This window comes from Pseudomonas sp. NPDC089734 (assembly GCF_044748865.1).
In the GTDB taxonomy this organism is placed as follows: domain Bacteria; phylum Pseudomonadota; class Gammaproteobacteria; order Pseudomonadales; family Pseudomonadaceae; genus Aquipseudomonas.
Genome location: NZ_JBIVGV010000008.1, coordinates 190894 through 214762 on the forward strand (window position 1 = coordinate 190894; position 23869 = coordinate 214762).

The following is a 23869-nucleotide window of genomic DNA, read 5'->3' on the forward strand; positions in this document are numbered from 1 at the left end:
GTTCTTATAACTCTCGGCGATTTGCGATGTAAAGACGCAAAGTGAGCAGGGCAGTACGCTTGAAACGCCCGTCGGATGGGAGTACCGTCTGCGCCTTGAAGGGCACCTCTGAAACCCGGTCGCAGTATTCTGCTATCGGACTGCCGTTACAGAGAGGCTAGAAGCGAATCCAGTAAGCAGGTTCCGGCACGGCCGGGCCGCCTACACAACCTGATCTGGCGCCGTTTGCCCACATGCCAAAAACCAGTGCCACGCTGCTGATTATCGACGACGACGACGTAGTGCGCGCGAGCCTCGCCGCCTATCTGGAAGACAGTGGTTTCAGCGTCCTGCAAGCGAGTAATGGTCTGCAGGGAATGCAGATATTCGAGCAGAACAAACCCGATCTGGTCATCTGCGACCTGCGCATGCCCCAGATGGGCGGCCTTGAGCTGATCCGTCAGGTGACGGGTATCGCCCCTCAAATGCCGGTCATCGTCGTTTCCGGCGCTGGCGTCATGAGCGATGCGGTCGAAGCCTTGCGCCTGGGTGCTGCCGATTATCTGATCAAGCCCCTGGAAGACCTGGCCGTGCTCGAGCACTCCGTGCACCGGGCGCTGGACCGCGCCCGTCTGCTCCAGGAAAACCAGAACTATCGCGAGAAGCTTGAAACGGCCAACCGCGAGCTGGAGGCGAGCCTTCATCTGCTGCAGGAAGACCAGGATGCCGGTCGTCAGGTGCAGATGAACATGCTGCCCACCAGTCCCTGGTCGATCGACGAATTCCAGTTCGCGCACCAGATCATCCCGTCGCTGTATCTGTCCGGCGATTTCGTGGATTACTTTCGTGTCGATGAACGGCGTGTGGCGTTCTACCTGGCCGATGTTTCGGGTCATGGTGCGTCCTCGGCCTTCATCACGGTGCTGTTGAAGTTCATGACCACGCGTCTGCTGTTCGAGTCCAAGCGCGGCGGTACATTGCCCGAGTTCAAGCCGTCGGATGTGCTGACGCATATCAACCGCGGCCTCATCAGCTGCAAGCTGGGCAAGCATGTGACGATGGTCGGCGGGGTCATTGACGAAGACACTGGCATCCTGACCTATGCGGTTGGCGGCCATCTGCCGCTGCCGGTGCTGTTCACGGACGGGGAGGCACGCTACCTGCAAGGTCGCGGTCTTCCTGTCGGGTTGTTCAATGAGGCGACCTATCAGGATCATGAGCTGGTGCTGCCTGCGTCCTTCAGTCTGACGATGTTGTCTGATGGCATACTGGATCTTCTGCCCGGTGATACACTCAAGGAAAAAGAAGCCGTCCTGCCTGAAATGGTGAAAACGGCGGGTGGAAGCCTGGAAGGACTGCAGGAGGTTTTTGAATTGGCTACGCTAGGGGAGATGCCGGATGATATCGCCTTGTTAGTGTTACGCAGGAATCTTGAATGAGTACCGGTAGAATCCAGTTCGCCGAGCAGGAAGGCACCTTCGTTCTGAAGTTCGTGGGCGAGGTGCGTTTAACGCTGTGTTCGGCCTTGGATGCGACAATCGAGAGAATCTTCACGGCGCTGAACTTTTCGGCGGTGGTGATCGATTTGACCGAAACGCGCAGCATCGACAGTACGACGCTTGGCCTGCTGGCCAAATTGTCCATCCTGTCACGTCAAAAGGTAGGGTTGCTGCCTACCCTCGTCACGACCCATGAAGACATTACGCGGCTGTTGCAGTCGATGGGCTTCGATCAGGTGTTCAATATCGTCGATCGTCCCCTCCCGCGCCCGGAATGCCTGACTGACCTGCCATCGCAGGATCAGTGTGAGGAAGTGGTCAAGGCCAAGGTGTTGGAAGCGCACAAGATCCTGATGGGCCTGAACGACTCCAATCGCGAGGCGTTTCATGACCTGGTCAATGCCCTGGAAGGGCAGCGCTGACTCGAATCTATCGCGTGCCGTACTGAACGGCAGGCAATGAAAAGGGCGACCCCCGTGAGGAGGTCGCCCTTTTCATTAGTGCCTTCAGGCCTTGGCGGCGAGCAAGGCTTCGAGCTTTTCCTGGTCGCGAGCGAATTGACGAATGCCTTCGGCCAGTTTTTCGTTAGCCATTGCATCTTCGTTGGACGCCCAGCGGAACTGGGTTTCGTTCAGGCTCTGACGGGCCTCGCCGGTGTTGCCGGGTTTCAGCTTCTGTTGCAGGCTGCCGGTGTCTTCGGCCAGTTGCTTGAGCAGGTCCGGGCTGATGGTCAGGCGGTCACAGCCAGCCAGTTGTTCGATCTGGCCCAGGTTGCGGAAGCTGGCACCCATCACGACGGTCTTGAAGTCGTTGGCCTTGTAGTAGTTGTAGATCCGGGTTACCGATTGCACGCCCGGATCGTCTGCGCCGACATATTCCTGGCCCGATGCTTTCTTGTACCAGTCGTAGATACGGCCCACGAACGGCGAAATCAGAAAAACGCCTGCCTCGGCACAGGCCACGGCCTGGGCGAAGGAGAACAGCAGGGTCAGGTTGGTCTGGATACCGTTCTTTTCAAGCTTCTCGGCAGCCCGGATGCCTTCCCAGGTGGACGCCAGCTTGATCAGAATGCGGTCGCGTCCAATGCCAGCGGCATCGTACAGCTCGATCAGGCGCTCGCCGCGCTCGATCATGGCCTGGGTGTCGAATGACAGCCTGGCGTCAACCTCGGTAGACACGCGGCCTGGCACCACATCGAGAATCTTGCGGCCAATGGCAACGGCGAAGCGGTCGGAAGCCAGACCGATATCGCCCTTGCTGCCACTGAAGGCTTCGGCCAGCAGCGCCGCGTTGCTTTCGCTTGAAGCCGCTTTCAGCAGCAGGGACGGGTTGGTGGTGGCATCCACCGGCTTGAGCCGGGCAATGGCATCGAAATCGCCCGTGTCGGCAACAACAGTTGTAAATTTCTTGAGTTGATCCAGCTTGGAAGTCATGAGCGTGCTCTGTCCTGTGCGATTGGATGACATTACCCGAGCGTTGCCTGCCACTCAAGGTCGCAGACCGGGAAGTCTGAGTCCGATGGCCTGCTTTCTTCGTCTGGCGACAGGCCGTCCGGGTTCTGGCGATTCGATTCAGACAGGTTTTGAGCGTGATCGAGGCCACTTGTTCCCTTGAACTTCACCATGACTCCGGATGGATCAGCCCGACGCCAGTGCCCGGCTGGACAGGGAGAGTGTCCGGTCGAGCCAGTGCGAGAAGTCGGCCAGTTCCTGCGGGACTATTTCGTGGGCCATGTCATACAGATGCGTTTCGTGGGCGACGCCGATTCTCTCCAGCCAGGCATCGGCTTCGCGTGCCCAGTCCACAGGCAGCACGTTATCCCGATGACCATGAGCGATGAAGGCGCATGTGGTCTGAAGACGCTCCGGAGCCGCGATCTGCGGAGCGATTTCCCGCAGCATTCGTCCGCTCAATACAGCAAATCCGGCAACCTGTTCCGGTTCAGTGACACCCAGACTCGCGCTCATGATGCCGCCCTGGCTGAAGCCTGCGATCACGGTGGGCAGTGTCGGCAGGTTACTGATGAAACGACCCAGAAGCTGGCGGCTGGATTCGGCCTGTTCCTGATTGAACGATGGCCCATTGCTGGTGAAATTGACCTGGTACCAGGCAAAACCTTGTGGCCCTGTCTGCAGCGGGCCGCGCAGCAGGAGAATCTCGAGACCTTCGGGCAATGAAGTCGCCAGCGCGGCCAGATTGGCTTCGTTCGAGCCGACCCCGTGAAGCAGCAGCAACCGGGCCTTGGGCTGCCCGGTATTGCTGGCCCTGCGAAAGAACAGGCCCGATTCGGGGTCTCTGGCCGGTTCGGAAAAGCGGATTTCATGAGTCATGTCGGGTTACACCTTGGGCAGATTGAACGGGTTTGGAGGCGTTGTTATCGGCTGAGGTAAACAGATAGCTGTCCATCGCCAGCACGCCATAGCTGATCCCGCCGTCCAGCACACGGGTCTGATAGTGCTTGCCGGCAGCGCCCAGAGCGATGAACAGGGGCAGAAAATGCTCATCGGTGGGATGGGCGCGTTCGGCCGAGGGCGCGTATTGCTTGTAATCCAGCAGTTCATCGATGTTGCCCGTCTTCAGGGTCCGGGCTGTCCAGTCGGCAAACTGCTTCACGTAATCGGCTCCATGGGCTGAAGCACCACGGAACTCGTACAGGTTATGGGTCAGGCTGCCGGACGCCACGATCAATACGTTCATATCGCGCAACGGTTGCAGGGCTTCTCCCAGTTGCCAGGCGCTGCGTGTGTCGAGCCTGGCCGGCATGGATACCTGCACCACGGGGATGTCGGCTTTCGGAGCCAGGTACAGGAGAGGAACCCAGGCCCCATGATCCAGTCCACGGACCGGGTCGAGTCGGGATTGCCAGCCGGCTGCCTGCAGCATTTCCACGACCTGTGCCGCAAGCGCCGGTGCACCGGGCGCGGGGTAGGACAGTTCATACAGCGCGTCGGGAAAACCTCCGAAATCGTGAATGGTTTGAGGGGCGGTGCTCGCCGTAACGCTGATTTCGCTACGAGTCATCCAGTGAGGCGAGATGACGACGATGGCGTCGGGTTTCGGCAGCTCGCGACCGACCTCGGCCAGCCGTTGACCGGCCAGACCGGGCTCGATGGCGAGCATGGGAGCACCATGGGACACAAACAGCAGGGGAAAGGGTGCGTTCATGATCATGGCTTCCGTGGGGTTACTTGCTCAGCCAGGCAGGTGCAATCGAAGTGCCCAGGCCTGCGCCGTAGCCGAGGTAAATGTTCAGGCCTGCCAGAGGCTCCAGATAACGGGCGTTGACCAGCCCGCCCGCATCCACGGTGTTCCAGCCCAGACTGTGGGCCAGCGCGATGGCGGTCTGTTTGGCCCGCTCGCTGTCGCTGGCCACGAACACACTGCCGCGCTGATCGTTGGCGAACCTGGAACCCTCTGCCAGCACTTGAGCGAACAGGGTATTGAATGCTTTTACGACACTGGCGTGTGGCACGGCCCTGGCAATTTCTTCCGAGGCGCTGGTGACGTGGCCGACAGTGAGCGACATGTAATCGGCGCTCAGCGGGTTGGTGATGTCGATGACCACCTTGCCGCTCAGGTCGCCAAGGCTGTTCAGCGCCGTGACGGCATCGTCGTAGGCGGTTGCCAGGACGACCACGTCACTGTCACCCAGCGCTTCGGAAGCTGCGTAAGCCGTGACATTGGCGTATTGATCGGCCAGCGCGCTGGCCTTGTCGATGTTGCGCCCGGTGATGCGCACGGTATGTCCAACGGAGGAAAGCTGTTTGGCAAAAGCTGAACCCATATTGCCGGTACCGATGACAGTGATTTTCATGATGACCTCGCTTGAGCTGCGTTTCGATGGGCTCAGTTTATAGATTGCGATAAGTGGATAAATCGGGCTGAATGCGATACATAGTTCCTTTAAGTGAGACAATCATGGATCGAGCGCTGGAAATGCAGGTGTTCTGCACGGTCGTCGACAAAGGCAGTTTTGTTGGTGCGGCGGAGCCGCTGGAAATGTCCAAGGCTGCGATTTCGCGCTACGTCAGCGGGCTTGAAGAGCGTCTGGGTGTGCGTCTGTTGCACCGCACGACTCGCCGATTGTCTCTGACGGACGAAGGTCGTCAGTTCTACCATCAGGCTCGGGAAGTGCTGGCCATGATGGATGAGGCAGAGGAGGCCGTATCTTCCGCAGCCCCTGAGCCCACCGGCGTGCTGCGGGTGAACGCTCCGGTCAGCTTCGGCATCCTGCACCTTGCCCCGCTCTGGGCCGACTTCATGAAGGCCTATCCCAAAGTGGAACTGGATATCAGCTTGAATGATCGGCTCGTGGACCTGGTCGACGAAGGTTTCGATGCCGCCGTTCGCATCGCTCGAATGGAAAACTCTTCCCTGATCGGCCGCCGTCTGGCCGGCACCCGAATGTGCCTGTGCGCGTCACCGGATTATCTCGCCAGCCATGCCCCTGTACTGACCCTGACCGACCTGAAGGACCATGGCGTGCTGGCCTACACCAATTTCGCCAGTGGCAACGAATGGCAATTCCAGGGGCCGCACGGCAGCGAAAGCGTCCAGACCCGCTCCATCGTCCGTTGCAACAACGGCGACACCTGCCGCAGCATCGCCCTGGCCGGGGGCGGTATCTCGCTGCAACCCAGTTTCATGGTCGCAGGCGATCTGCGCAGCGGAGCCCTGGTCGAAATCCTGCCGGAATACCAATCCGTCGAACTGGGCATCTATGCGGTCTACCCGTCCCGCAAGCACCTGGCCCCCAAGGTGCGGGTGTTTATCAATTTTCTAGCGGAGCGGTTTGCCAGGCCGGAGTGGGAGGGGTGAGGGTATAGCCTCGCTTCGCCGTACACTTACCCGGGGCTGAATGCACGATTCAGCATGAACTCGAACATTTCATGAGCATCACGGAAGCGTTTCCAGATCGGTTTGCCGACAAACTCGATAGCGCAATAGGTCTGGCTGTTCAGTTGCAGTACATACAACTCTTCGTCCAGTTGACCGAAGTAGATGAACTCCTCGCTGAAGGCATCGCGTAAATCGTTGTTGGCCTCCAGCAGCGTTTCCTGAAACAGCGGTTCCGACACGGCTGGCCATATGGTCAAGCCGTTATACATCACGCCGTTCGCACGTCGCAGGATGCGTTTGTAGACCTCGGGAAACTCGACCCCAAGCGCCTGCTTGAAAGCCGCTTCAGCCTGCATAATGGACTGCTCGGGGCAGGGCTGCGGAACGGCCGGCACTTCGCTTGGCAGCAGGTCGGCCGTCATGTGGTCGACCATCGCTTCAATGGTCATCATAGATACTCAATAGATCGACATTGGCCACACGCTCGGAGTCATAGTTCATGGCCGGATTGGGATAAACGATAGAGTCTGCCGGTGGCGTCGGCAAGGCAACCATCACTGACTCGCCCGGCTTGAGGCGGTCGATGCTCAGTTCGGCAGGATTGTAATGGCCATGCACTGCACGATGCTCCATGTCGTCACGGATCAGGATGAAGTTGTCCGTGTTGTTATCGCCACCATCGTCCAGTGGCTTGCGATGGTGTACCTGATATTTCTTTCCACCCACAATAGGGTTGAGTCCGTCACGAGCCATCTTGTCGATGACCGCTTGCGGGAAGCCGGCATCAAGCAACACTTTGGTATGGTTCACAGCGATGTCTTTCAACCATTTTTGCTTGATCTTCGGGTATTCCGTGTTGCGCTCGAAGTCATACAGCGTTCTGTCGGCTTTCTTTTCAAACTTGAACTCTTCAAAAGTAAATCCGGTCAACACATGCACCCCGGAGTGGTGATAGACCATTGTGGCGTCGGGCTTGCCTGCAAGGCGGCGTGCATTTTGCCAATCCAGCAATCGTCTATTGAACATTTCCAGGGTCTTGTCATCGTGATTGCGGCCCTTGAACAGGACTTGCAGGAAGCGCTTCAGGTTGACTCGCAATTTGTTGTCGCGCATCAGCTTCATGACTTCGTCATAGCCTTGAGCGATGACGGCTTTCAGGTCGCCCACCGTGCGCGGATAGGTAATTAGGCTTGTCATAAGGATCTCAACGACATCAGATTAACGATAGGGCCATATCGGCCTTGCGCATCAGGTGAGTACGTATCTCATCAGGCAATCCCTGGATATGTTGCTGAGCGGCGTAGAGGTCCTGAGTATCAAACGGTGATTCCTCTGGCCCCAGATCGACCCAGCAACGCCATGCGATATCACGACAGACCAGAACGGGCCATTGTTCCGGTGAGTGTGTTTCACACAGTTGTAATGCTGCGGTACGGCAGGCCGCCCGTTCGCGAGAACTGAAGCGCTTCCACTGGATGTGATTGATCTGTGCGAGCAATCCATCGATTTCTTCGCGTAATGTCACGGCCTGATCATGATGGCGTGTCAGTAATCGTGGTGAGAGTCCGGCGGGCAGATTTACCGCACTCCAGCTATTGGCCGACGGTAGTCGAGCCTCTGCTCGAGCCAGTGCTTGTGTCAGGCTTTCGCCTTCAATGATCAACTCATCAAGCCACTCGGCCAGCGCGGTGGGATCTCCCAAAGCGCGCTGGCTGAACTCATTAAGCACTCGGCCCGCCTGCGTCGCGTCCGATTCGACAATCTTGAGTGCATCATCCAGATCCTTGCTGTAAGTCGCGCCCAAGGTGTCGATCTGCGGATGAAGGGCGATGTCGTCCAGAATCTGTTTTCCATGTTTGCCCACCGTCAGGCCATCTTTTGTGGCGACGATCAAATCATTCTTGATCGCCCGCATCAGTGAGCTGGCAAATGTGGAAGGACGTCCTACGGCGTTGTCGGCCATTTGATCCAGAAGACTATCCACGCTCAGGCTGGATGTGAGTTCAACTTTGCTTGCATGCCACTGTGCGACATCGGGCAGCAGGTTGTGCAAGGGCTGGCAGTCCTGGGAAGAGTTTAGCCTTGCTCCCGTTTTGTCTTTACGTCCAGGCGGTAATGCCTGAAGTGCGCTGTTCATGCTGGACGGAAAGGGCGACAGAAAGGGCGTAAGCCCGTTTTCCATGAGGGCCCCTTCATTCGCCAGCAGGGTTCGCCAGCCAGGATCGATGCAGACTTCCTGTACGGCTTGTAGTACCAGGGTCGGTGCCGTTTCAGGTGGAGAGGTGGCCGGTTGCAGATGTATTTCCAGTAACTGCTGACGCAGTGCTGGCCCGTCCATTGCGCTGGCGACTGCGGCGCTCCACAGAAGCTGATAAATATGCAGCAAATCGCCTTCCAGTGTCGCGGCGGCTGTTTCTGGCGTTATCCGATAATCCAGGGGTTCAAGCATTGGATGGGCAGAAGGGTGATGTGACGTCATTGAAGACTCTCCTGCTCAAGAGGGATCGGTGCTGCCGTATTTGTTTGGGACTCGGAAATGGCTGTCTGGCCTTCATAGAGGGCTTGTAGCGCTTCCATCACGCGATCCGGCCAGAGCCGTCCAGCGCGCCAGCCCAAGGCCAGCATTCGTGCGGTGTTGAGCGCCGGGTAAGTGTCCAGTTGCTGCAGGGGACCCAGGGAAGCGTGCATTGCGAAGTTGCCGTCGTGCCCTCGTAGTTTTTTTTCAATGACCTGCTGTGCCTTGCTTGCAGCCTTCGATTCTTCTGTCGTCCAGATCGAGGTGCCAGATTCCGAAGAGGGGCATGCAAAGGTTTTCAAGGCACGGCCATCCTCCATGGGAATCTCCACCTGCACCGCATATCGAATAGGTGTCTGAGTTGACTGTCTGACGAGATCCAATACGCCCAGCTGCACACGACCGATACCTCTGGCCGTAGCATTCGGCTTGCCATGACCGATCTTCGCCGGATATTGCGTATGTAACAGATGGTCGAGCAGGCTGCGTGTCAGGGCGCTTTTCACCAGCCCGGCATCCAGTCCCTGCGCTGCCTGCTCGAAGGCTTCGCGCAAGGTCTGCGGGTTCAGATTATTGAAGCGTACACGTTTTACTTCAGGGCCTGAGGTCGCAGAGAGAATCTGTGCAGATCTCAGGCGTTCTTTCAGCGTTCGCAGACAATGCCAGGCAATCAGCTCTCCTTCGGCATCGGCGTCTGTGGCCAGATATATCGTCTCCAGATCCGGCCACAAGTTGGCCAGGCGCTCGAAAATCCTCGTGCCCGTTTCGCTTAACGGACTCCAGAGAGGGTGGGATGAGTGCCTGGCGTCCCACTTGTCGGGTTGCTCCAGTTGTGCGATATGGCCTTCGGTGGCTTGTATTTCCCACTCGATGCCATCACCGAGTGCGGCATGGATAGCGCCACACTTGTGTGGTGACTCCACGAGCACCAAACGGCGTTGATTGAGTCTTGAGCCATTGGTAGCGATCGCATGCCATAGGTAATCGCTGGGTTTTTCCAAGGTGTCGGGTTTGAGGCTGCGTCCATGGTTAAGGGCGTTTTGCGACAGCGCCACGATGAACATTTCCTTGGCTCGGGAAACCGCAACGTTAATGAGATTTGCGCCTTTATCGTAAAAATGGCTTGTACCCGGCTCATGGGTATCAACCATCGCAAAAATCACGATCTGTTTCTCGGCTCCCTGCAAGGAGTGCACGGTATCGATCACCATGACATTGTGCAGTGCCTTTTCATCATCCATGTTGTGATGAACACCGTAGCGTTCTGCCAAGGCGCGCTTGAGGATCGGAACCTGCCCCTTGAACGGCGTCACGATGGCCAGAACCTTGGCCAGAGGTTCGCCATAGTGCCGGACCAGGCTGGATTCATTTTCATGAATCCATTGGGCGATGCACTGGGCTTCTTTTTCGTTGCGGCGTGACCCTGCAGGGTGCTTGGTGTCTTTGACCTCCTCCGTCACAAGGAAGCCGAGTCGCTGCAACTCCGGTCGCCACAGCTTCGCGGGGCTGCGGGTCGCAACCGTAAGATCGCCACCGTATACCATGTCGTTGCAAATCGTGATGATAGGGCTGAGGCAGCGGTAATGATTGGTCAGGGTAAGGCCTGGTGTTTCGGTGAAGTCCGGATCGAACCATTGCGAGACTTTCTGTGCCATACGCATAACACTGCCACTGGCAAGCAAGGCGCCGCTGGGTTCCAGTGCCTTATAGGGCACCTGATTCTGAGCCTTGATGTGTGCAGTCAGTTCAAATCGTTGCACCAGGCGGGTATCGCTGGCTTTTTCCATGGCCCACACAGGTTCCAGTTGAGCGATATCGCCAACGACAATGGCTTTTTGGGCGAACATGAACGCACTGGTACCAATCTCGGGAGTGCCTTGCCCGGCCTCATCGACAATCAACAAGTCAGCGGCCCCGAACAGGTAGGGCTGAGACTGAGTGCTCAGGTCGCGAACGTCACATCGCATCAGCTTCGGGGCCGAATACGCAGTGACGACAAACACAGGGCCCAGCATTGCCACTTCACGCAATTGCATGATGTTGGAGGCGACCCATGTTTCGTCCTTCTCAAGGTTCTTTGCCAGGGTGTGACGCGAAATAATGTAGCGTCCTTCCCAGTAGCGTGCGGCACCATGAAACAAGGCCGTGCGTACGTTTACATCAAGCCAGTCCTGTAGCTGTTTAAGCAGAAGCGCCACTTTCTTGAAAAACGCTGCCGGGGGAGGTTCACCAGCCTGTGCGCAAGCGCCCACCTGGTCCAGGCTGTCGATCAGTATCGAAGGTTGCGCAAGATTCAGGCCTAACCGGTGCAGTGACTGATTCAGTGCTTCGCGCGCTGACGCCAGTTGTGTGAAAAAGGCCTGACAGGTTTCCCACTGTAATTGAAGCTCGGATAGCCGGGCATCGACATCCGAATGTTGTTGCTCCAGCATCCTGAGCTGCGTCATCAGTCCTGCCTTTGCATGCCGTAAGTCGCTACGGTGACCTTCGATCAGCGCGGCCCAGCGATTACGCTGTCCAATGTCCATGGATAAATCGACGGCATAGCGGCTCATATACATCGACAGCCCTGCAGCCGCCTGGACTTGCATCTGGCTCTGAAGGTCTTGAATACGGGCAGTCAGCAGATTGCCGTACTCATCAAAACCTGGCGTTGCCGCCGAAACGTCTACCCCGCACGCCTGCAATGCGTCAGCGATTTCCCTCAGCCGTCGATCGTGGGCCCCAGGGGCGAATATCGACGTTACCTTGTCTTCAATCCACTGTCTGACACTGCCGATGTGCAGTTCTTTGAGCCTGGCACTGAGCCGATGCGCCACTGTCAGGGTTTGTCGGGTACGGATATAAACACTGTGGTCATTGAGAGCATCATCAGAAGGCAGCTGTGCCAATAGCTGTGCATAGCCATGACTGGGTTGATCGAAATCGATGATCGGTTCAAGCCGTGCAAGCCGGACATTGATTGCGTCAATTTCATTTTGCAGTTGAGCGCACGAATTGAACTCTGCTGTACGGGCCTGCTGATGTGTTCGCAGTTGCTGGCGCGTCGATTCATGCTGAGCAGTCCAGGGAGCAACCTGTTCAAGCCCATTCAATAGAGCAAGCCACTGAGTCAGGCACCGATGCAAATCAACCATGCCATGGTGGCCGCTACGGACTTTTTCGTGAAGGTGAGCAACGACCTCCTCAAGGCTCAATGATTTGTCGAAGTAGTCCCTGGCACATCGCAGGTAACCTGATTCGAGTTGCTGTGCGGTCATGCCGTCGAAGGACTGAACGCCCCCGTTGAATGTCCAGGGTGTCCGATGAGTTTTTCGGGTTATCCATTGAAAGTGTCCGTAGTCGCGTTTTGTCTGCTCGTTTTTCTCACTGGGCGGTGCAAACCAGCCGTAGGAATTGAGGTGAGGGACCCAACGGCTGTCCAGGTCCGCTGCAACGCTATCGAGCCTGTTGCCATCTGTGGCAAACAGCGGTTGCCCCGGAGCTTCCTGAAAGCTGGAAATGACATTGGTCACGGCCTGGTTGGTCGCTGCACACGCGATGATTACCGGGCAGTCAGGTTCATTGCTTTCCGATAAAAGAGGCTGGACCCAGGCACTGGCAATCACGCCGCGCAACAGACTGGTCTTTCCGGTGCCCGGAGGTCCGTTGACGGCGAGCAACTGGCCGACATCCGTATTTTCCAGCGCGATCAGCGCATCGCGCTGTGCCGGGTCCAGAGCGTAAGCCTCGCGCTTGCCGTTCTTGAACGAGTCCATATGGCCGACATAGGCCAGCAGGTGGTCCAGCAAGGCCTGTTCTTCCCGGGGAACATAAGGGAGAAGATTGTCCGGTCTGTCGATCTGCGATATACGCTTGAACAGGCTGAGTTCGGGGCTGTCCATCACTGACATGTCAGCCAGCACTTGTTCATAAGTGTTGCATACATGTTGAGACGCGCCTTTGACAGCACCACCGTCGACAAGGGCAAATACAGGCTTGTAGTTCTTCAAGGCCGGGAAGTTGGCCTGAGTCTTTTTAAAACGCTTGATCCAGTCCGCTACGCCGTTAGAGTCGGACAGGATCAGGAACGCTTTATCCCATAGTTTCAGTGCCTTGTTCAGCGTCTGCTCGGGTGACTGTCCCTCAATGCTTTCGTTCTTGAGCGACATTTGCTCATGAATCCATTGGTCATAGTCGTCGACCTCATCGAACGATAATCCTGGCAGGCGGGATACTTCGCCCAGCAGATTACGGTTGAACAGTGGTACACGTTCCCTGGCCAGTGTCCAGCCACAGACATCGGACTCTTCCTGCGCAACAGCCTCCAGAGGGAGCACGCTCAATACCCAGGAAGTTGGCTTGCCTTTAACGATCTTTTCGAGTTTGAGCACAAGGTGTCGAACAGGCGGAGACTGAGGCCGTTCAAAATTCAGATCTTTGCAACCGACGGTCAACAAGCGCTTGAGCAATTCATCTACGCAAAACGAATGATCGGGCTTGTCTCCCAACAGGTTGTCGAGTCCTCCCATGGCATCGAATGCTGTGGCTTTCAGTCCTTCAAGCCAGTAACCCATCAATTTGAGATTGATCGATTCAAGCTTTGTGGCATCCAGCTGAGTAAAGCCATGTTTACCCCCAGACTTGTAGGCTTTGACGGCCTCCAGTTTTTCCTGAGTAGAAGGTGCTTCAGCGACACTTTTGCGCAATGCCGGGGTAATGATGTCGAGGTTTGCGATGGCCTGTTCAAGTTTCTGTCTGGCCTTTGACTCGGCTTTTTCTTCGTTTTTCTCGGTAAGCTGAGCCTTGTAAGCACTGATAAATGCCTGGGATGCAGTGGCACTTTCCAGGGCTTCTGCCAATTGTCGGGGGGTAATCAGGTCGGGCAGGCCGCTGGCAATATCATTGACATACTTGCGCTGGGCATCGGTGGGTTTTTCGGGCGCCGCAGCTTGGGGGGCAAGCGATGTATTTCCTTTGCATTGAGCAATAAAGTCGCTGCACATCGCTCTATTACTGCGGGCCTCGGCAGGTAAGGGGATGCCAGCCTTTTTGGCTAATGTCTCTGCGTACTTAATCTGTTTGGTGGTGGGCGCAGCGCTATCGTTTTGCATACTCTTCCATGATTTCAGCCTGGGCCCTGTGTGTTGAAGGGCGGTCATGCTGGGTAATACAGTGGCACTCTAATGGCATGTATTAGAGCGTAAAAGCATTTGAATAGAAACTCTACGCCCATTTCTCACAAGAAGGGTTCGCCGGATTTAGAGCGCTCGGGGTATCTGTCCGTCATGCGTAATCGGTCAGTCCATTTGAAAAACAGGCTGACAGTGCTTGGGCAATTTACCCTCGGCAAATATGACAATGCTAGAATATCGCCCTATTTCACCCCCGAGCTTTCGACTGAACATGTCAGCAACACACTCCGATAAAACGATCTCTCCATCCCGCCGCTTCTCCGTCGCCCCGATGATGGACTGGACTGACCGTCATTGCCGTTTCTTCCTGCGGCTCCTGTCGAAGAATGCCTTGCTGTATACCGAGATGGTCACCACCGGTGCATTGATTCATGGCGATCGTGAGCGTTTTCTGCGTTATGACGAGGCTGAACATCCGTTGGCCTTGCAACTGGGCGGGAGTAATCCAGCGGATCTGGCGACCTGTGCCCGCATGGCTGAAGAGGTGGGGTATGACGAGGTCAACCTGAACGTGGGCTGTCCCAGTGATCGGGTGCAGAACAACATGATCGGGGCCTGCCTGATGGGGCATCCCGAGCTGGTGGCCGATTGTGTGAAGGCCATGCAGGATGCGGTGTCGATTCCGGTGACGGTCAAGCACCGGATCGGGATCAATGGTCGTGACAGTTATGCCCAGTTGTGCGATTTCGTCGGCAAGGTCCATGAGGCAGGCTGCAACAGTTTTACCGTGCATGCCCGTATCGCGATTCTGGAGGGGCTTTCGCCCAAGGAAAACCGGGACATTCCGCCTTTGCGCTATGACGTGGCCGCGCAGTTGAAGGCGGATTTTCCCGATGTGGAGATCATTCTCAACGGCGGGATCAAGACCCTCGAGCAGTGCCGTGAGCATTTGCAGACCTTCGATGGTGTGATGCTGGGGCGCGAGGCGTATCACAACCCTTATCTGCTGGCCGAGGTGGATCGCCAACTGTTCGGCAGCAGCGAGCCGGTCATCACTCGTTCGGGGGCTCTGGAAGCGTTGCGACCTTATATCGCGGCGCATATCGAGAGTGGTGGCACGATGCACCATATCACCCGGCATATTCTGGGAATGGCCCATGGTTTTCCGGGTGCACGACGCTTTCGTCAATTGCTGTCGGTAGACATTCACAAGGCCGAAAATCCTTTGCTGTTGCTGGATCAGGCGGCGGAGTTTCTGGCCGGGCATTGAGCCTTGCCAGCCGTCCGCAGGCAGGGTGGTTGCAATAGACTGTTCTAAGCTTTCTGTTCAGCCACCAGCGGCAATTCACCATGTTGAATCGACGAGACTTCCTGGAGTTTTCATCGATATCTGCGTTGTTTGTCGTATCAGGTATCAATCCTGCCCGGGCCGATGAGAGCCTGAAAACGGGTGCTCCCGAACCCTTTTCCTTTGAGGCCCTGATAGAGCGTGCGCGGGCAACCGCATCGCAACCCTATATCGTGCCTTCCGCCCCTCCGGCCGAGTTGCTGGACAAGCTGGATTACGAAGCCCTGGGCAAGATTCATTTCCGGTCTGAGTTCGCGCTGTTTGCCCAGGGGCCGGGACAGTTTCCGGTGACGTTCTTTCATCCGGGCAAGTTCTTTCCCCGGCCTGTCCGTTTCCATGTGGTCGAGCAGGGCATTGCTCGTGAGCTGCTTTACGACAAGGCTTATTTCGACATGCCTGCCGACAGCCCGGCCCGGCAGCTTCCGGCGGGTGGTGGCTTTGCCGGATTCCGGGTGCAGGAAAGCCGCCGTGGCGACCCGCAGAAGCTGGATTGGCGCAGCAACGATTGGGTCGCGTTTCTGGGCGCTTCTTACTTTCGGGCCATCGGCGAGCTTTATCAGTACGGTCTGTCGGCACGGGGCATTGCCGTGGACGTTGCGCAGGCGGACCGTCCAGAGGAGTTTCCCGATTTCACTCACATCTGGCTGGAAACGCCTTCTGACGACCAGGCCGACGCCATCACCCTTTATGCGCTGCTGTATGGCCCCAGCCTGTGCGGTGCCTACCGGTTCGTGATCGGGCGTGGGGCAGGGGTTGTGATGGAAATCGAGGCGGCGCTGTTCATGCGTCGTGAGGTCGAGCGTTTCGGGATTGCACCCTTGAGTTCGATGTACTGGTTCAGCGAGCAGGCCAAGAAAACGGCTGTCGACTGGCGACCCGAAGTGCATGACTCCGATGGACTGGCCCTCTGGACTGGCGCGGGGGAGCACATCTGGCGTCCCCTGAATAATCCTTCCCGGACCATGGCTTCAGCATTTGCTGATAACAACCCGAGAGGATTCGGCTTGCTTCAGCGGGATCGGGACTTCTCCCATTATCTGGACGGCGTGCATTACGAGCGCCGTCCGAGTGTCTGGGTCGAGCCTCTGGGGGAGTGGGGAGAGGGGGCCGTCCAGCTTGTCGAAATCCCGACCGACGATGAAATTCACGACAACATCGTAGCCATGTGGGTGCCCAGGGCCATCGCCGGGCCGGGTAGTGATTACCGGTTGCACTATCGCCTGCACTGGCTGGCCGATGAGCCTTATCCTTCCGGGATGGCGCGTTGTGTGGCAACGCGTCTGGGCAATGGCGGTCAGCCCGGCCAGCCACGACCACAAGGGGTTCGCAAGTTCATGGTGGAGTTCATGGGCGGCCCGCTGGAAACATTGCCTTTCGGCACTTCGCCCGAGGCGGTGCTGTCGGCTTCGCGGGGGACATTTTCCTATGTCTTCACCGAAGCCATACCCGACGGTGTGGCGGGGCACTGGCGCGCTCAGTTCGATCTGACTGTAGAAGGCGAAGACCCTGTGGAGATTCGTCTGTATCTGCGTCTGGGCGAGCAGACGCTGTCGGAAACCTGGCTGTATCAATACCACCCGTTTTAAAGGCCGGAGCGGGGAGCTTTTCATTGTTTCCAAGGATAGTGCTCAGGCTCTGCAATCTTTTTCATGACGATATAGGCCTCTTCGTCACGGACATGAATGCTGTAGAACCTGCGGTCGACCAAGGGCGCGCCGAAGCCTTTATCCAGGTCTGGAGCTTTCGTTGTAAAAAGGCCGATCTGCGTAACGCCAGCTCGCGGCAGCATTTGCGGCATGACCAGATAGTTGGCATTCAGGATGTATTTGATGACCGGCATCCACCTGAAAGTGCCTTCTGCTGCCGGCAGCCAGTTCTCGAACGGGCTGCCATTGAAATGGAACCGCGAAATCTGTTTCAGGCGGGGTTGGGTCTCCAGATCGTAAGTCAGGCTATACAGCACCTGGGTACTGAGTTCCTTTTGCAGAACCAACACCCTGCCATAGGCATAGGACAGGGATGTCATGAAGACAAGGGGGGCTATCAGGATCAGGCCGAACGGGTAATGTCGGTTCGTTTTGACAGAGTGGACCAGATAAAAGAGTGCGACCCCCAGGGTGGAAAAGCCCATCAAGACCCTGGCCTGAGGATTGAAGTCCTTCAACAGTAGAGAAAAGCCGGGAATAACCAGCAGCAAGGCAAAGGGTAAAAGCAGGCCGAGCGTGGCAACCCATGTTTTGTCCGAATGGCCGACAGCTGTTTTCCATGAGGCAGACAGGATCTGACCATACCCCAACAGGGCCAGGATCAGCAGCGGAATACCGAATGACAGACTTCCCGTCGTGAAGAGAAGACTGATCTTCTCACTGAAAAAGAACAGACGCTCGATCATTTCCGGTCCCCAGTGACTGTTCAATGGCAAGAATTGATCGCGACCGCTGTTGATGAATACAGAAACACTGACCAGATAAATAACCAGCCCGACACCCGGTTGCAGCCAGCCTGTAACCAGACACTTTAAAGTGGCCGGACAAGACTTTTTCTGTTCCAGGCACCTGACAAGTTCAATACAGAACAGTCCCAGAAATACATTCAGACTTGGTTGATAAAGTGATAGCGCAATGGCAATCATCAAGCCCGGTACCAATACTTTTATCAGGGCGGATGAGTTTGTGAAGGTCAGGGCATACAGTATCGTGGCCATACTCAGGATCATTGCAGGGCCGTCATATTGATAAGACAGGTTTTGCAGAAAGAACGGGTTATAGAACAGTGGCAGCGGTACCAGTGCATGAAGTAAGGAAGGTGTCGAGAAGTAATGCCTGACCAGTCTTGTCATGGCGAAAGCCATGCTCGTTATGGCTATCAACAGAGGCAGAGGAAAGAGATTGGGAGCACCGGCAGTGAAGGTCAGCCCTTGGTAGATCGGCTTGATCAGCGGGCGACCCTGTTCAAGCCAGCTGCCATGGGCGTATTGGGATATCCAGTGGTCGTCGATATAAGAAACGTCGGCCATCAGGAAGGGAATGATATGGAAAAAGAGGGCAGCCAGCATGAACGTCAGCAGTTGGCGATCTGAAAGCGGCCTGTTCCAGAAAGGTTCCATGCCTTGTGTGCTCCAGAGTGCCGGTTACCGGCTTTTGGCCATGACAGGCATTTTCTTGACACTTCCCAAGGATGACTCCAGATGCCTGAGTAAGTTCGTCAAACCTCTGCCCGGGGTGGCAGTAAACATCCGGCGAAAATAATCATGACGCGCTTGCTCTGGATCAACTAAAGCCTCTTTTACAGTGGCCGTTAGTCCCGAAGGGGACTATGTTGATTCCATACACCACTCAAGGAGAGATGACATGCACAAAGTTCTGATACCTTTCGACGGATCGACCCCTTCCAAACATGCACTGGAGTACGTTATCGGTCTGGCCAGCCACCTTGCGCGTCCGCTGCAAGTTCATTTGCTCAATGTGCAGGCCAGCCCGGTTGTCTACAGCGACTATCTGGCACCTGACATGATCGAGGGTGTCAGGGCCGGGCTGTACAACGAAGCCAACCGGGTTCTCGAGGAGGCTGTCGTGCTTCTGAAGTCGGCCGATATCGCCCATCAGACCCATGTGGATCTGGGGAACGTGGCCGATCAGGTCAAGTCGGCCGTCAGCGAGCTGGGTTGCGACACCGTGGTCATGGGCACTCGTGGTCTGGGCAGCTTTGGCGGGTTCCTGCTGGGCTCCGTCGCCAACCGCGTGATTCATGAAGTGTCGGTACCGGTGATTCTCATCAAGTAAGGATGAGCTCAGGGCTGCGCCGGTGTCCGATACTGGCGCAGCAGTTCAATCTTGTGCGGTGGCAGCATCTGCCGCAATGTCTTGTAGAGCGCACGGGTCTCCAGCAGGTTCCAGATGCGCAGCATGGTTTCCAGTGCGTCCAGAGGCTTGCTGATGAAATCCCTGGCTCCCAGTGCCAGGGCTCGCAGGCGGGTGTCCCGTGTGGCGTCGGCGGTCAGGACCATGATCGGCAGATAGTCGTTGGTCGGGATGCGCCGGTTCAGTTGTTCCAGCACGGCAAAGCCGTCGAACTCCGGCATGTGCAGGTCGAGAATCACCAGATCAGGCTCAAAACTGTTGAACAGGTCCAGCGTACGCAGGGGTTCGGTACTGCTCAGGACGTTGGTCAGGCCTTCCCGGGCGAGCAATTGCTCCATCAGCTCCAGATTGGGCCGCTGGTCATCGATAATCAGGATACGGAAATCGCCGCTCATGCAGGCTCCGGTAAGTATTGGTCCAGATGGGCCAGAAAGGCCGGCACCTGGATGGGTTTGGTCAGGATGGCCGTTGCTCCGGCCTGGCGCAGTTCACGCAGGGTGCCGTCACTGGCGTCGGCGCTGATCATCAGCACGGGTATGTCGATAGTGAGAGGCGACTGACGCAGACGCTTCAATACCTCACAACCGGTGAGATCCGGCAGATTCATGTCCAGAAGAATCAATTGCGGTGCATGCTGCCGGGCCAGGTCCAGGCCCAGTTGTCCTTGCATGCTGGAGAGCAGTTGAACGCCGGGTCGACGTTGCAACAGGGTTTCGATCAGGGCCATGCTCGACAGGTTGTCCTCGATGCACAGCACCTTGCCATAGTATTCGACCCGGGCCGGGTGTGACTCTACGGGGATCGTACTGATTCTGCGCAGCGGGGCTTCCGTTTTTGCGATCTGGACGCCGGGTAATTCCAGCGTGAACCGGCAGCCCTGTCCCGGCGTGCTTTGCACGGTCATGCTGCCTTGCATGGTTTCCAGCAGACTTTTGCTCAAGGCAAGCCCCAGCCCGGTGCCTTCCACATTGGGGTCGGCCTCCAGTCGCTCGAAGGGCTTGAACAATTGATCGAGGCGATCCAGCGCAATGCCCTTGCCGGTATCGCTGATGGTGATCGCGACCCGTTCGGCCTGCTGGCTGACTTCGATCTTCACCAGCCCTTTGGGGCGGTTGTACTTGATGGCGTTGGACAGCAGGTTCAGCAGGACCTGAATCAGGCGCTGGCGATCGGCGATAACACCGCAGCCGTCGCCCAGTTCCGGCAGCTCGGCCAGCTGGATATCACCATCTGCCGCCATGGGCCATACCAGGCTCAAGGCTTCCTGAAGCACTTCGGACAGCAGCACGGGCTCCAGATTCAGCGACAGATGACCGGCTTCGATCCGGGCGATATCCAGCACTTCATTGATCAGCGTGAGCAGGTGTTGCCCGGCGCGCAGGATATGGCCGATCTGGGGTTTCTGGAGGTGGGTGGAATCCATGTCCAGCAATTGTGCAAACCCCAGGATGGAGTTCAGAGGGGTTCGCAGCTCATGGCTCATGCGCGACAGGAACTCGCTCTTGGCCCGGCTGGCGCGCTCCGCTTCTTCACGGGCCGTGCCCAGGGCGATCTCGGCGGCACGACGGTCGGTAATGTCCCGTGTGATCTTGGAGAACCCGCGCAATGCGCCACTGTTGTCGTACTGGGCGGTGATGACGACACTGGCCCAGAACCGGCTGCCGTCCTTGCGGCAGCGCCAGCCTTCTTCCATGTAGTGATCGTTGAGCGTGGCCTCGCGCAGTGCCATCTCCGGGTGTTGCGGGCATTCTTCGGGCAGGTAGAACAAAGAGAAATGCCGGCCGAGGATTTCCTGTTCGGTATAGCCCTTGATGCGTTCCGCGCCGGCATTCCAGGTCGTGACATAACCTTGGGTATCCAGGGCGAAGATGCCGTAGTCCTTCACGCCTTCGATGATCAGCCGCAAGCGCTCTTCGTTGTCACGCAGTGCCCGTTCGCGTTCGGCCAGCAATTGCCCTGCTTCCACCAGACGGGTGCCTAGCTGGCCGATCTCGTCGTTTTCCGGCGGTTGTGGCATCAGCGGATGACCCAGGGCCAGACGCTGGGCATTGCCTTGTACCTGCTGCACCCTGGCCACGATGCCACGGGACAGCATCAGCACGGCAAGGATGGCCCCGAACAACCCTGAGGCCGCGGCCAGAAAGGTCGACCACATCAGGTGTGCCCGAGTGTCGGCTGCTTCGGCCGTCCGTTCTGCGAGGAGGGTGTCTTCGCGCTCGCGCATGGTACGGATGCGGTCGCGCAGTTCATCCAGAATGTATTTGTTTTCGATCAGGATGGCGGCAATCGACTCCCGTCCTTCCAGGCTCATGTTGCGCAAGGCTTCCAGGCCGGTGACCTTGTCTTCGATCAAGGGTTTGATGGCTTTCAGGTGCTCGCGCATCTGTTCGTCCCGCACATTCCTGTTGAGCCGGTCCAGCGCCGCTTCGATCTGCGACTGGGCGTTCAGGTAGCCCGGCAGGAAGTCTTCGCGTCGTGTCAGCAGGTAGCCGCGTACGCTGGCGGCCGCCTCGGCGAGCTGGGTGTGGACGCTCTGGATATCCCCTTGTACGAGCAGCACCCGGCGTACATCTTCTTCGGCCCGGGTGGTCTGACGCTCGGCAATGTAGATGAGCATCAGCGAGAGCATCAGGATGATCAGCGGCAGGGAAATGGCCACCAGTGCCTTGCCGCGTAGCGGCAGGTCCTCCCAGCGTCGGGCGTTGAGCAAGGTCACCTCCAGTCGCCGGGTGCCTGACTCACCAGCCCCAGGGCCACGCCTCGAACGGCGGCCTGGGTTCGGTCCGAGGCCCCCAGCTTGCCGATGACTCGTTCGACGTGAGCCTTGGCGGTGCCGGTGGTGATGCCGAGCTTTTCACCGATTTCACGGTTGCTGAAGCCGCCGGCGACCAGTCCGAGCACCTGGCGTTCGCGGGGCGTCAGGGATTCCGGCATCGTTGTGCTGCCGGTGTTGCGCTCGGTCATGCGTCGCAGCAGGCGTGCGCTGACGGCACTGTTGAGGGCTTCTTCGCCGCGGGCGACACGTTGCAGGCTGGCGATCACTTCGTCGCGGCTGGCGTCCTTGAGCAGGTAGCCGACCGCCCCGGCACTGATGGCGGCCTCCAGATGGTCGGTGCTGTCATCCATGGTGAAGATCACCACTTTGAGTTTCGGCATGCGCTGCTGAAGAATGCGCGCCGCGCCAAGGCCGTTGAGCACCGGCATGCGGATGTCGAGGATGGCGATGTCGGGTTGGGTCTGTTCGCACAGTTCGATGGCCTGCTGGCCATCCGCAGCCTGGCCGACCACCTCGAATTCGGGGTGTCCCGCCAGAAGCGAAACGAAGCCGGTGCGGGTCACTTCATGGTCGTCCGCAAGGACCAGTCGCAAGGTATTTGTCATTATGCTGCCTTGTCTGTGTTGAGAGGGACAGTTGCGCGCAGGCGTGTTCCGGATTGCGGGCTGCTGACGTAGACCAGTCGGCCGCCGAGCAGGCTGGCGCGCTCCTGCATGGCCACCAGCCCCAGTTTCTGGACGCCGCCGCTGTTGAACTGCTGGTCGGTGACGAAGCCACAGCCGTTGTCTTCCAGCAGCAGCGAAGCGTTGGTTTCATTCAGTTCCAGCGCCAGGTGCACGCTGTCGGCATGGGCATGTTTGAGGATGTTGTTGATGCCTTCCTGGGCAATACGGAACAGGGCGATTTCCAGGTGGCTGGGCAGGCGGGTCATGGAGCGTGAGCCCCAGTGTACGTTGATACCGGCCTCGCGCAGACGGTCTGCTTCCTTGTCGACGGCCTGCAGCAGGCCGAAGTCGTCCAGCACGCTGGGGCGCAATCCGCTGATCAACTGCCGGCCTTCGCCGACGCAATGCTGGGCAAGGGTCAGGATGGCGCGCAGATCGGTGTCCAGCGGAGCAGGCAGTTCCGGGCAGCGCCCGGCGAAACCCTGCAGACGCTGATGCAGCCCGGCGAGGGTTTGCGCCAGCCCGTCATGCAGGTCATAGGCCATGCGCTTGCGTTCATCTTCCTGCGCGGTAAACAGCTGATTGACCAGCTCGGACATGGTGCGCTCCCTCGCGACCAGGGCTTCGAGCAGGCGGTTGTTTTCCAGATGCGCGGCCAGCAGGGTGGCGAGCAGTTGCAGGGATTCGATGTCTTCACTGTCGGGAGCGCTGATGTTCACGCTGTTGGCCAGCACCAGCGTGCCAAAGGACACATCGTCGGCCCCGCGCAGCGGCAGCATCAGCACGTTGGGCAGGGCGGTATTGGCCCGTTCCAGCCATTGCGGCCCGATGGCCAGGGTGTCGGCCACGATTTCCACGCAGCGCAGGCGTTCTTCGCTGCCGTGGCTGGCGGTTGTCCGCACTGAATTGTCTTCGCCCCATTCCAGCAACAATCCGTGGTCCATCGCGACAAAGGCGCAGGCTCTTTGCAGTACGCACTGACGCATGGCTTCGGGTGGCAGTTGGGTCAATTCCTGTCCGGTGTCCACCAGCAGCCTCAGACGTGCAGCGCGGCTCTGCGACTGGCGATACTGGGTGCGGATGGCCAGCGCACTTGCAGGATCATGGGGAGAGGTGTGCATCGAGAGAGTGCTCCTGCGTGGATTCATGCCCGCGCGGGCACAACATGATGGCGCTATTAGAACCTGTCATGGCACAAGGTGCCTATCTGCCGAATGGCATAGACAAATAACCCCGTTTGGCCGATGGCCGACATTCTTCGCAACGGCAAAGTA

Annotated in this window: 19 protein-coding genes; 6 read left to right on the forward strand and 13 right to left on the reverse strand. The window is 57.7% G+C overall.

Annotated features, from left to right (window positions below):
- Positions 1-233 precede the first annotated feature (233 nt).
- The gene (rssB, locus tag ACIPY9_RS13160) at positions 234-1418 is read left to right on the forward strand and encodes a two-component system response regulator RssB (protein WP_400701468.1); all 1185 of its coding nucleotides are present in this window, start codon (positions 234-236) and stop codon (positions 1416-1418) included.
- Positions 1415-1900, forward strand: coding sequence for an anti-sigma factor antagonist RssC (gene rssC / locus ACIPY9_RS13165; protein ID WP_003315067.1), 486 nt, complete (start codon positions 1415-1417; stop codon positions 1898-1900). The genes rssB and rssC overlap by 4 nt, the downstream gene beginning before the upstream one ends.
- A gap of 84 nt (positions 1901-1984) precedes the next feature.
- On the opposite strand, the gene tal is transcribed toward rssC, so the two are convergent.
- The 4 genes from tal to ACIPY9_RS13185 form a co-directional block, all read right to left on the reverse strand.
- Positions 1985-2911 (reverse strand): transaldolase, encoded by a 927-nt coding sequence (gene tal / locus ACIPY9_RS13170; RefSeq protein ID WP_400701480.1) that lies wholly within the window; start codon positions 2909-2911, stop codon positions 1985-1987.
- 204 nt (positions 2912-3115) lie between these two features.
- Positions 3116-3808 (reverse strand): alpha/beta hydrolase, encoded by a 693-nt coding sequence (locus tag ACIPY9_RS13175; RefSeq protein ID WP_400701483.1) that lies wholly within the window; start codon positions 3806-3808, stop codon positions 3116-3118.
- Positions 3798-4643, reverse strand: a complete 846-nt coding sequence (locus ACIPY9_RS13180) for a DODA-type extradiol aromatic ring-opening family dioxygenase (RefSeq protein WP_400701486.1) — start codon at positions 4641-4643, stop codon at positions 3798-3800. Before ACIPY9_RS13180 ends, ACIPY9_RS13175 begins: the two co-directional genes overlap by 11 nt.
- A 19-nt stretch (positions 4644-4662) precedes the next feature.
- Positions 4663-5292: an NADPH-dependent F420 reductase gene (locus ACIPY9_RS13185; RefSeq protein WP_400701489.1), complete on the reverse strand. Its 630-nt coding sequence runs from the start codon at positions 5290-5292 to the stop codon at positions 4663-4665.
- 104 nt (positions 5293-5396) lie between these two features.
- Between ACIPY9_RS13185 and ACIPY9_RS13190 the strand changes: the two genes are divergently transcribed.
- Complete coding sequence (locus tag ACIPY9_RS13190) at positions 5397-6296, forward strand: LysR family transcriptional regulator (RefSeq protein WP_400701492.1); 900 nt, start codon at positions 5397-5399, stop codon at positions 6294-6296.
- Between the two features lie 26 nt (positions 6297-6322).
- Here the strand turns inward: ACIPY9_RS13190 and ACIPY9_RS13195 are convergent, their stop codons facing one another.
- Genes ACIPY9_RS13195 through ACIPY9_RS13210 form a run of 4 tightly spaced genes read right to left on the reverse strand, consistent with a single transcriptional unit; the run spans position 6323 to position 13973 of the window.
- Positions 6323-6769 (reverse strand): SMI1/KNR4 family protein, encoded by a 447-nt coding sequence (locus ACIPY9_RS13195; protein ID WP_400701495.1) that lies wholly within the window; start codon positions 6767-6769, stop codon positions 6323-6325.
- Positions 6756-7514, reverse strand: coding sequence for an HNH endonuclease signature motif containing protein (locus ACIPY9_RS13200; protein WP_400701498.1), 759 nt, complete (start codon positions 7512-7514; stop codon positions 6756-6758). The genes ACIPY9_RS13195 and ACIPY9_RS13200 overlap by 14 nt, the downstream gene beginning before the upstream one ends.
- 16 nt (positions 7515-7530) lie before the next feature.
- Positions 7531-8796 carry a hypothetical protein gene (locus tag ACIPY9_RS13205; RefSeq protein ID WP_400701501.1) on the reverse strand — a complete coding sequence of 422 codons (1266 nt, stop codon included), beginning with the start codon at positions 8794-8796 and terminating at the stop codon, positions 7531-7533.
- A complete protein-coding gene (locus tag ACIPY9_RS13210; RefSeq protein ID WP_400701504.1) occupies positions 8793-13973 on the reverse strand; it encodes an AAA domain-containing protein in 5181 nt (1726 codons plus the stop codon). Before ACIPY9_RS13210 ends, ACIPY9_RS13205 begins: the two co-directional genes overlap by 4 nt.
- 244 nt (positions 13974-14217) lie before the next feature.
- Here ACIPY9_RS13210 and dusA point away from each other — a divergent pair, with 244 nt between their 5' ends.
- Both dusA and ACIPY9_RS13220 read left to right on the forward strand, forming a co-directional pair.
- A complete protein-coding gene (gene dusA / locus ACIPY9_RS13215) occupies positions 14218-15216 on the forward strand; it encodes a tRNA dihydrouridine(20/20a) synthase DusA (protein WP_400701507.1) in 999 nt (332 codons plus the stop codon).
- Positions 15217-15386: 170 nt separating this feature from the next.
- Entirely contained in the window at positions 15387-16880 is a 1494-nt protein-coding gene (locus ACIPY9_RS13220; RefSeq protein WP_400701601.1) for a glucan biosynthesis protein, read from the forward strand.
- A gap of 20 nt (positions 16881-16900) precedes the next feature.
- On the opposite strand, the gene ACIPY9_RS13225 is transcribed toward ACIPY9_RS13220, so the two are convergent.
- Positions 16901-18400: a glucosyltransferase domain-containing protein gene (locus ACIPY9_RS13225; RefSeq protein ID WP_400701510.1), complete on the reverse strand. Its 1500-nt coding sequence runs from the start codon at positions 18398-18400 to the stop codon at positions 16901-16903.
- A gap of 244 nt (positions 18401-18644) precedes the next feature.
- Between ACIPY9_RS13225 and ACIPY9_RS13230 the strand changes: the two genes are divergently transcribed.
- Positions 18645-19076 (forward strand): universal stress protein, encoded by a 432-nt coding sequence (locus tag ACIPY9_RS13230; protein ID WP_400701513.1) that lies wholly within the window; start codon positions 18645-18647, stop codon positions 19074-19076.
- An 8-nt stretch (positions 19077-19084) separates the two neighbouring features.
- Here ACIPY9_RS13230 and ACIPY9_RS13235 read toward each other — a convergent pair whose 3' ends face one another.
- The 4 genes from ACIPY9_RS13235 to ACIPY9_RS13250 are packed head-to-tail and all read right to left on the reverse strand — an operon-like array spanning position 19085 to position 23716.
- Positions 19085-19549 (reverse strand): response regulator, encoded by a 465-nt coding sequence (locus tag ACIPY9_RS13235; protein WP_400701516.1) that lies wholly within the window; start codon positions 19547-19549, stop codon positions 19085-19087.
- Positions 19546-21870 carry an ATP-binding protein gene (locus tag ACIPY9_RS13240; RefSeq protein ID WP_400701519.1) on the reverse strand — a complete coding sequence of 775 codons (2325 nt, stop codon included), beginning with the start codon at positions 21868-21870 and terminating at the stop codon, positions 19546-19548. Before ACIPY9_RS13240 ends, ACIPY9_RS13235 begins: the two co-directional genes overlap by 4 nt.
- Positions 21867-22535, reverse strand: a complete 669-nt coding sequence (locus ACIPY9_RS13245) for a response regulator (RefSeq protein ID WP_400701522.1) — start codon at positions 22533-22535, stop codon at positions 21867-21869. The genes ACIPY9_RS13240 and ACIPY9_RS13245 overlap by 4 nt, the downstream gene beginning before the upstream one ends.
- A complete protein-coding gene (locus ACIPY9_RS13250) occupies positions 22535-23716 on the reverse strand; it encodes a sensor histidine kinase (RefSeq protein ID WP_400701525.1) in 1182 nt (393 codons plus the stop codon). Before ACIPY9_RS13250 ends, ACIPY9_RS13245 begins: the two co-directional genes overlap by 1 nt.
- Positions 23717-23869: the final 153 nt, after the last annotated feature.

Bases quoted from the DNA above. Each gene is read 5' to 3' on its own strand.
- rssB (WP_400701468.1), top strand. From the start codon at position 234: ATGCCAAAAACCAGTGCCACGCTGCTGATTATCGACGACGACGACGTA.
- rssC (WP_003315067.1), top strand. From the start codon at position 1,415: ATGAGTACCGGTAGAATCCAGTTCGCCGAGCAGGAAGGCACCTTCGTT.
- tal (WP_400701480.1), bottom strand. From the start codon at position 2,911: ATGACTTCCAAGCTGGATCAACTCAAGAAATTTACAACTGTTGTTGCC.
- ACIPY9_RS13175 (WP_400701483.1), bottom strand. From the start codon at position 3,808: ATGACTCATGAAATCCGCTTTTCCGAACCGGCCAGAGACCCCGAATCG.
- ACIPY9_RS13180 (WP_400701486.1), bottom strand. From the start codon at position 4,643: ATGAACGCACCCTTTCCCCTGCTGTTTGTGTCCCATGGTGCTCCCATG.
- ACIPY9_RS13185 (WP_400701489.1), bottom strand. From the start codon at position 5,292: ATGAAAATCACTGTCATCGGTACCGGCAATATGGGTTCAGCTTTTGCC.
- ACIPY9_RS13190 (WP_400701492.1), top strand. From the start codon at position 5,397: ATGGATCGAGCGCTGGAAATGCAGGTGTTCTGCACGGTCGTCGACAAA.
- ACIPY9_RS13195 (WP_400701495.1), bottom strand. From the start codon at position 6,769: ATGATGACCATTGAAGCGATGGTCGACCACATGACGGCCGACCTGCTG.
- ACIPY9_RS13200 (WP_400701498.1), bottom strand. From the start codon at position 7,514: ATGACAAGCCTAATTACCTATCCGCGCACGGTGGGCGACCTGAAAGCC.
- ACIPY9_RS13205 (WP_400701501.1), bottom strand. From the start codon at position 8,796: ATGACGTCACATCACCCTTCTGCCCATCCAATGCTTGAACCCCTGGAT.
- ACIPY9_RS13210 (WP_400701504.1), bottom strand. From the start codon at position 13,973: ATGACCGCCCTTCAACACACAGGGCCCAGGCTGAAATCATGGAAGAGT.
- dusA (WP_400701507.1), top strand. From the start codon at position 14,218: ATGTCAGCAACACACTCCGATAAAACGATCTCTCCATCCCGCCGCTTC.
- ACIPY9_RS13225 (WP_400701510.1), bottom strand. From the start codon at position 18,400: ATGGAACCTTTCTGGAACAGGCCGCTTTCAGATCGCCAACTGCTGACG.
- ACIPY9_RS13230 (WP_400701513.1), top strand. From the start codon at position 18,645: ATGCACAAAGTTCTGATACCTTTCGACGGATCGACCCCTTCCAAACAT.
- ACIPY9_RS13235 (WP_400701516.1), bottom strand. From the start codon at position 19,549: ATGAGCGGCGATTTCCGTATCCTGATTATCGATGACCAGCGGCCCAAT.
- ACIPY9_RS13245 (WP_400701522.1), bottom strand. From the start codon at position 22,535: ATGACAAATACCTTGCGACTGGTCCTTGCGGACGACCATGAAGTGACC.
- ACIPY9_RS13250 (WP_400701525.1), bottom strand. From the start codon at position 23,716: ATGCACACCTCTCCCCATGATCCTGCAAGTGCGCTGGCCATCCGCACC.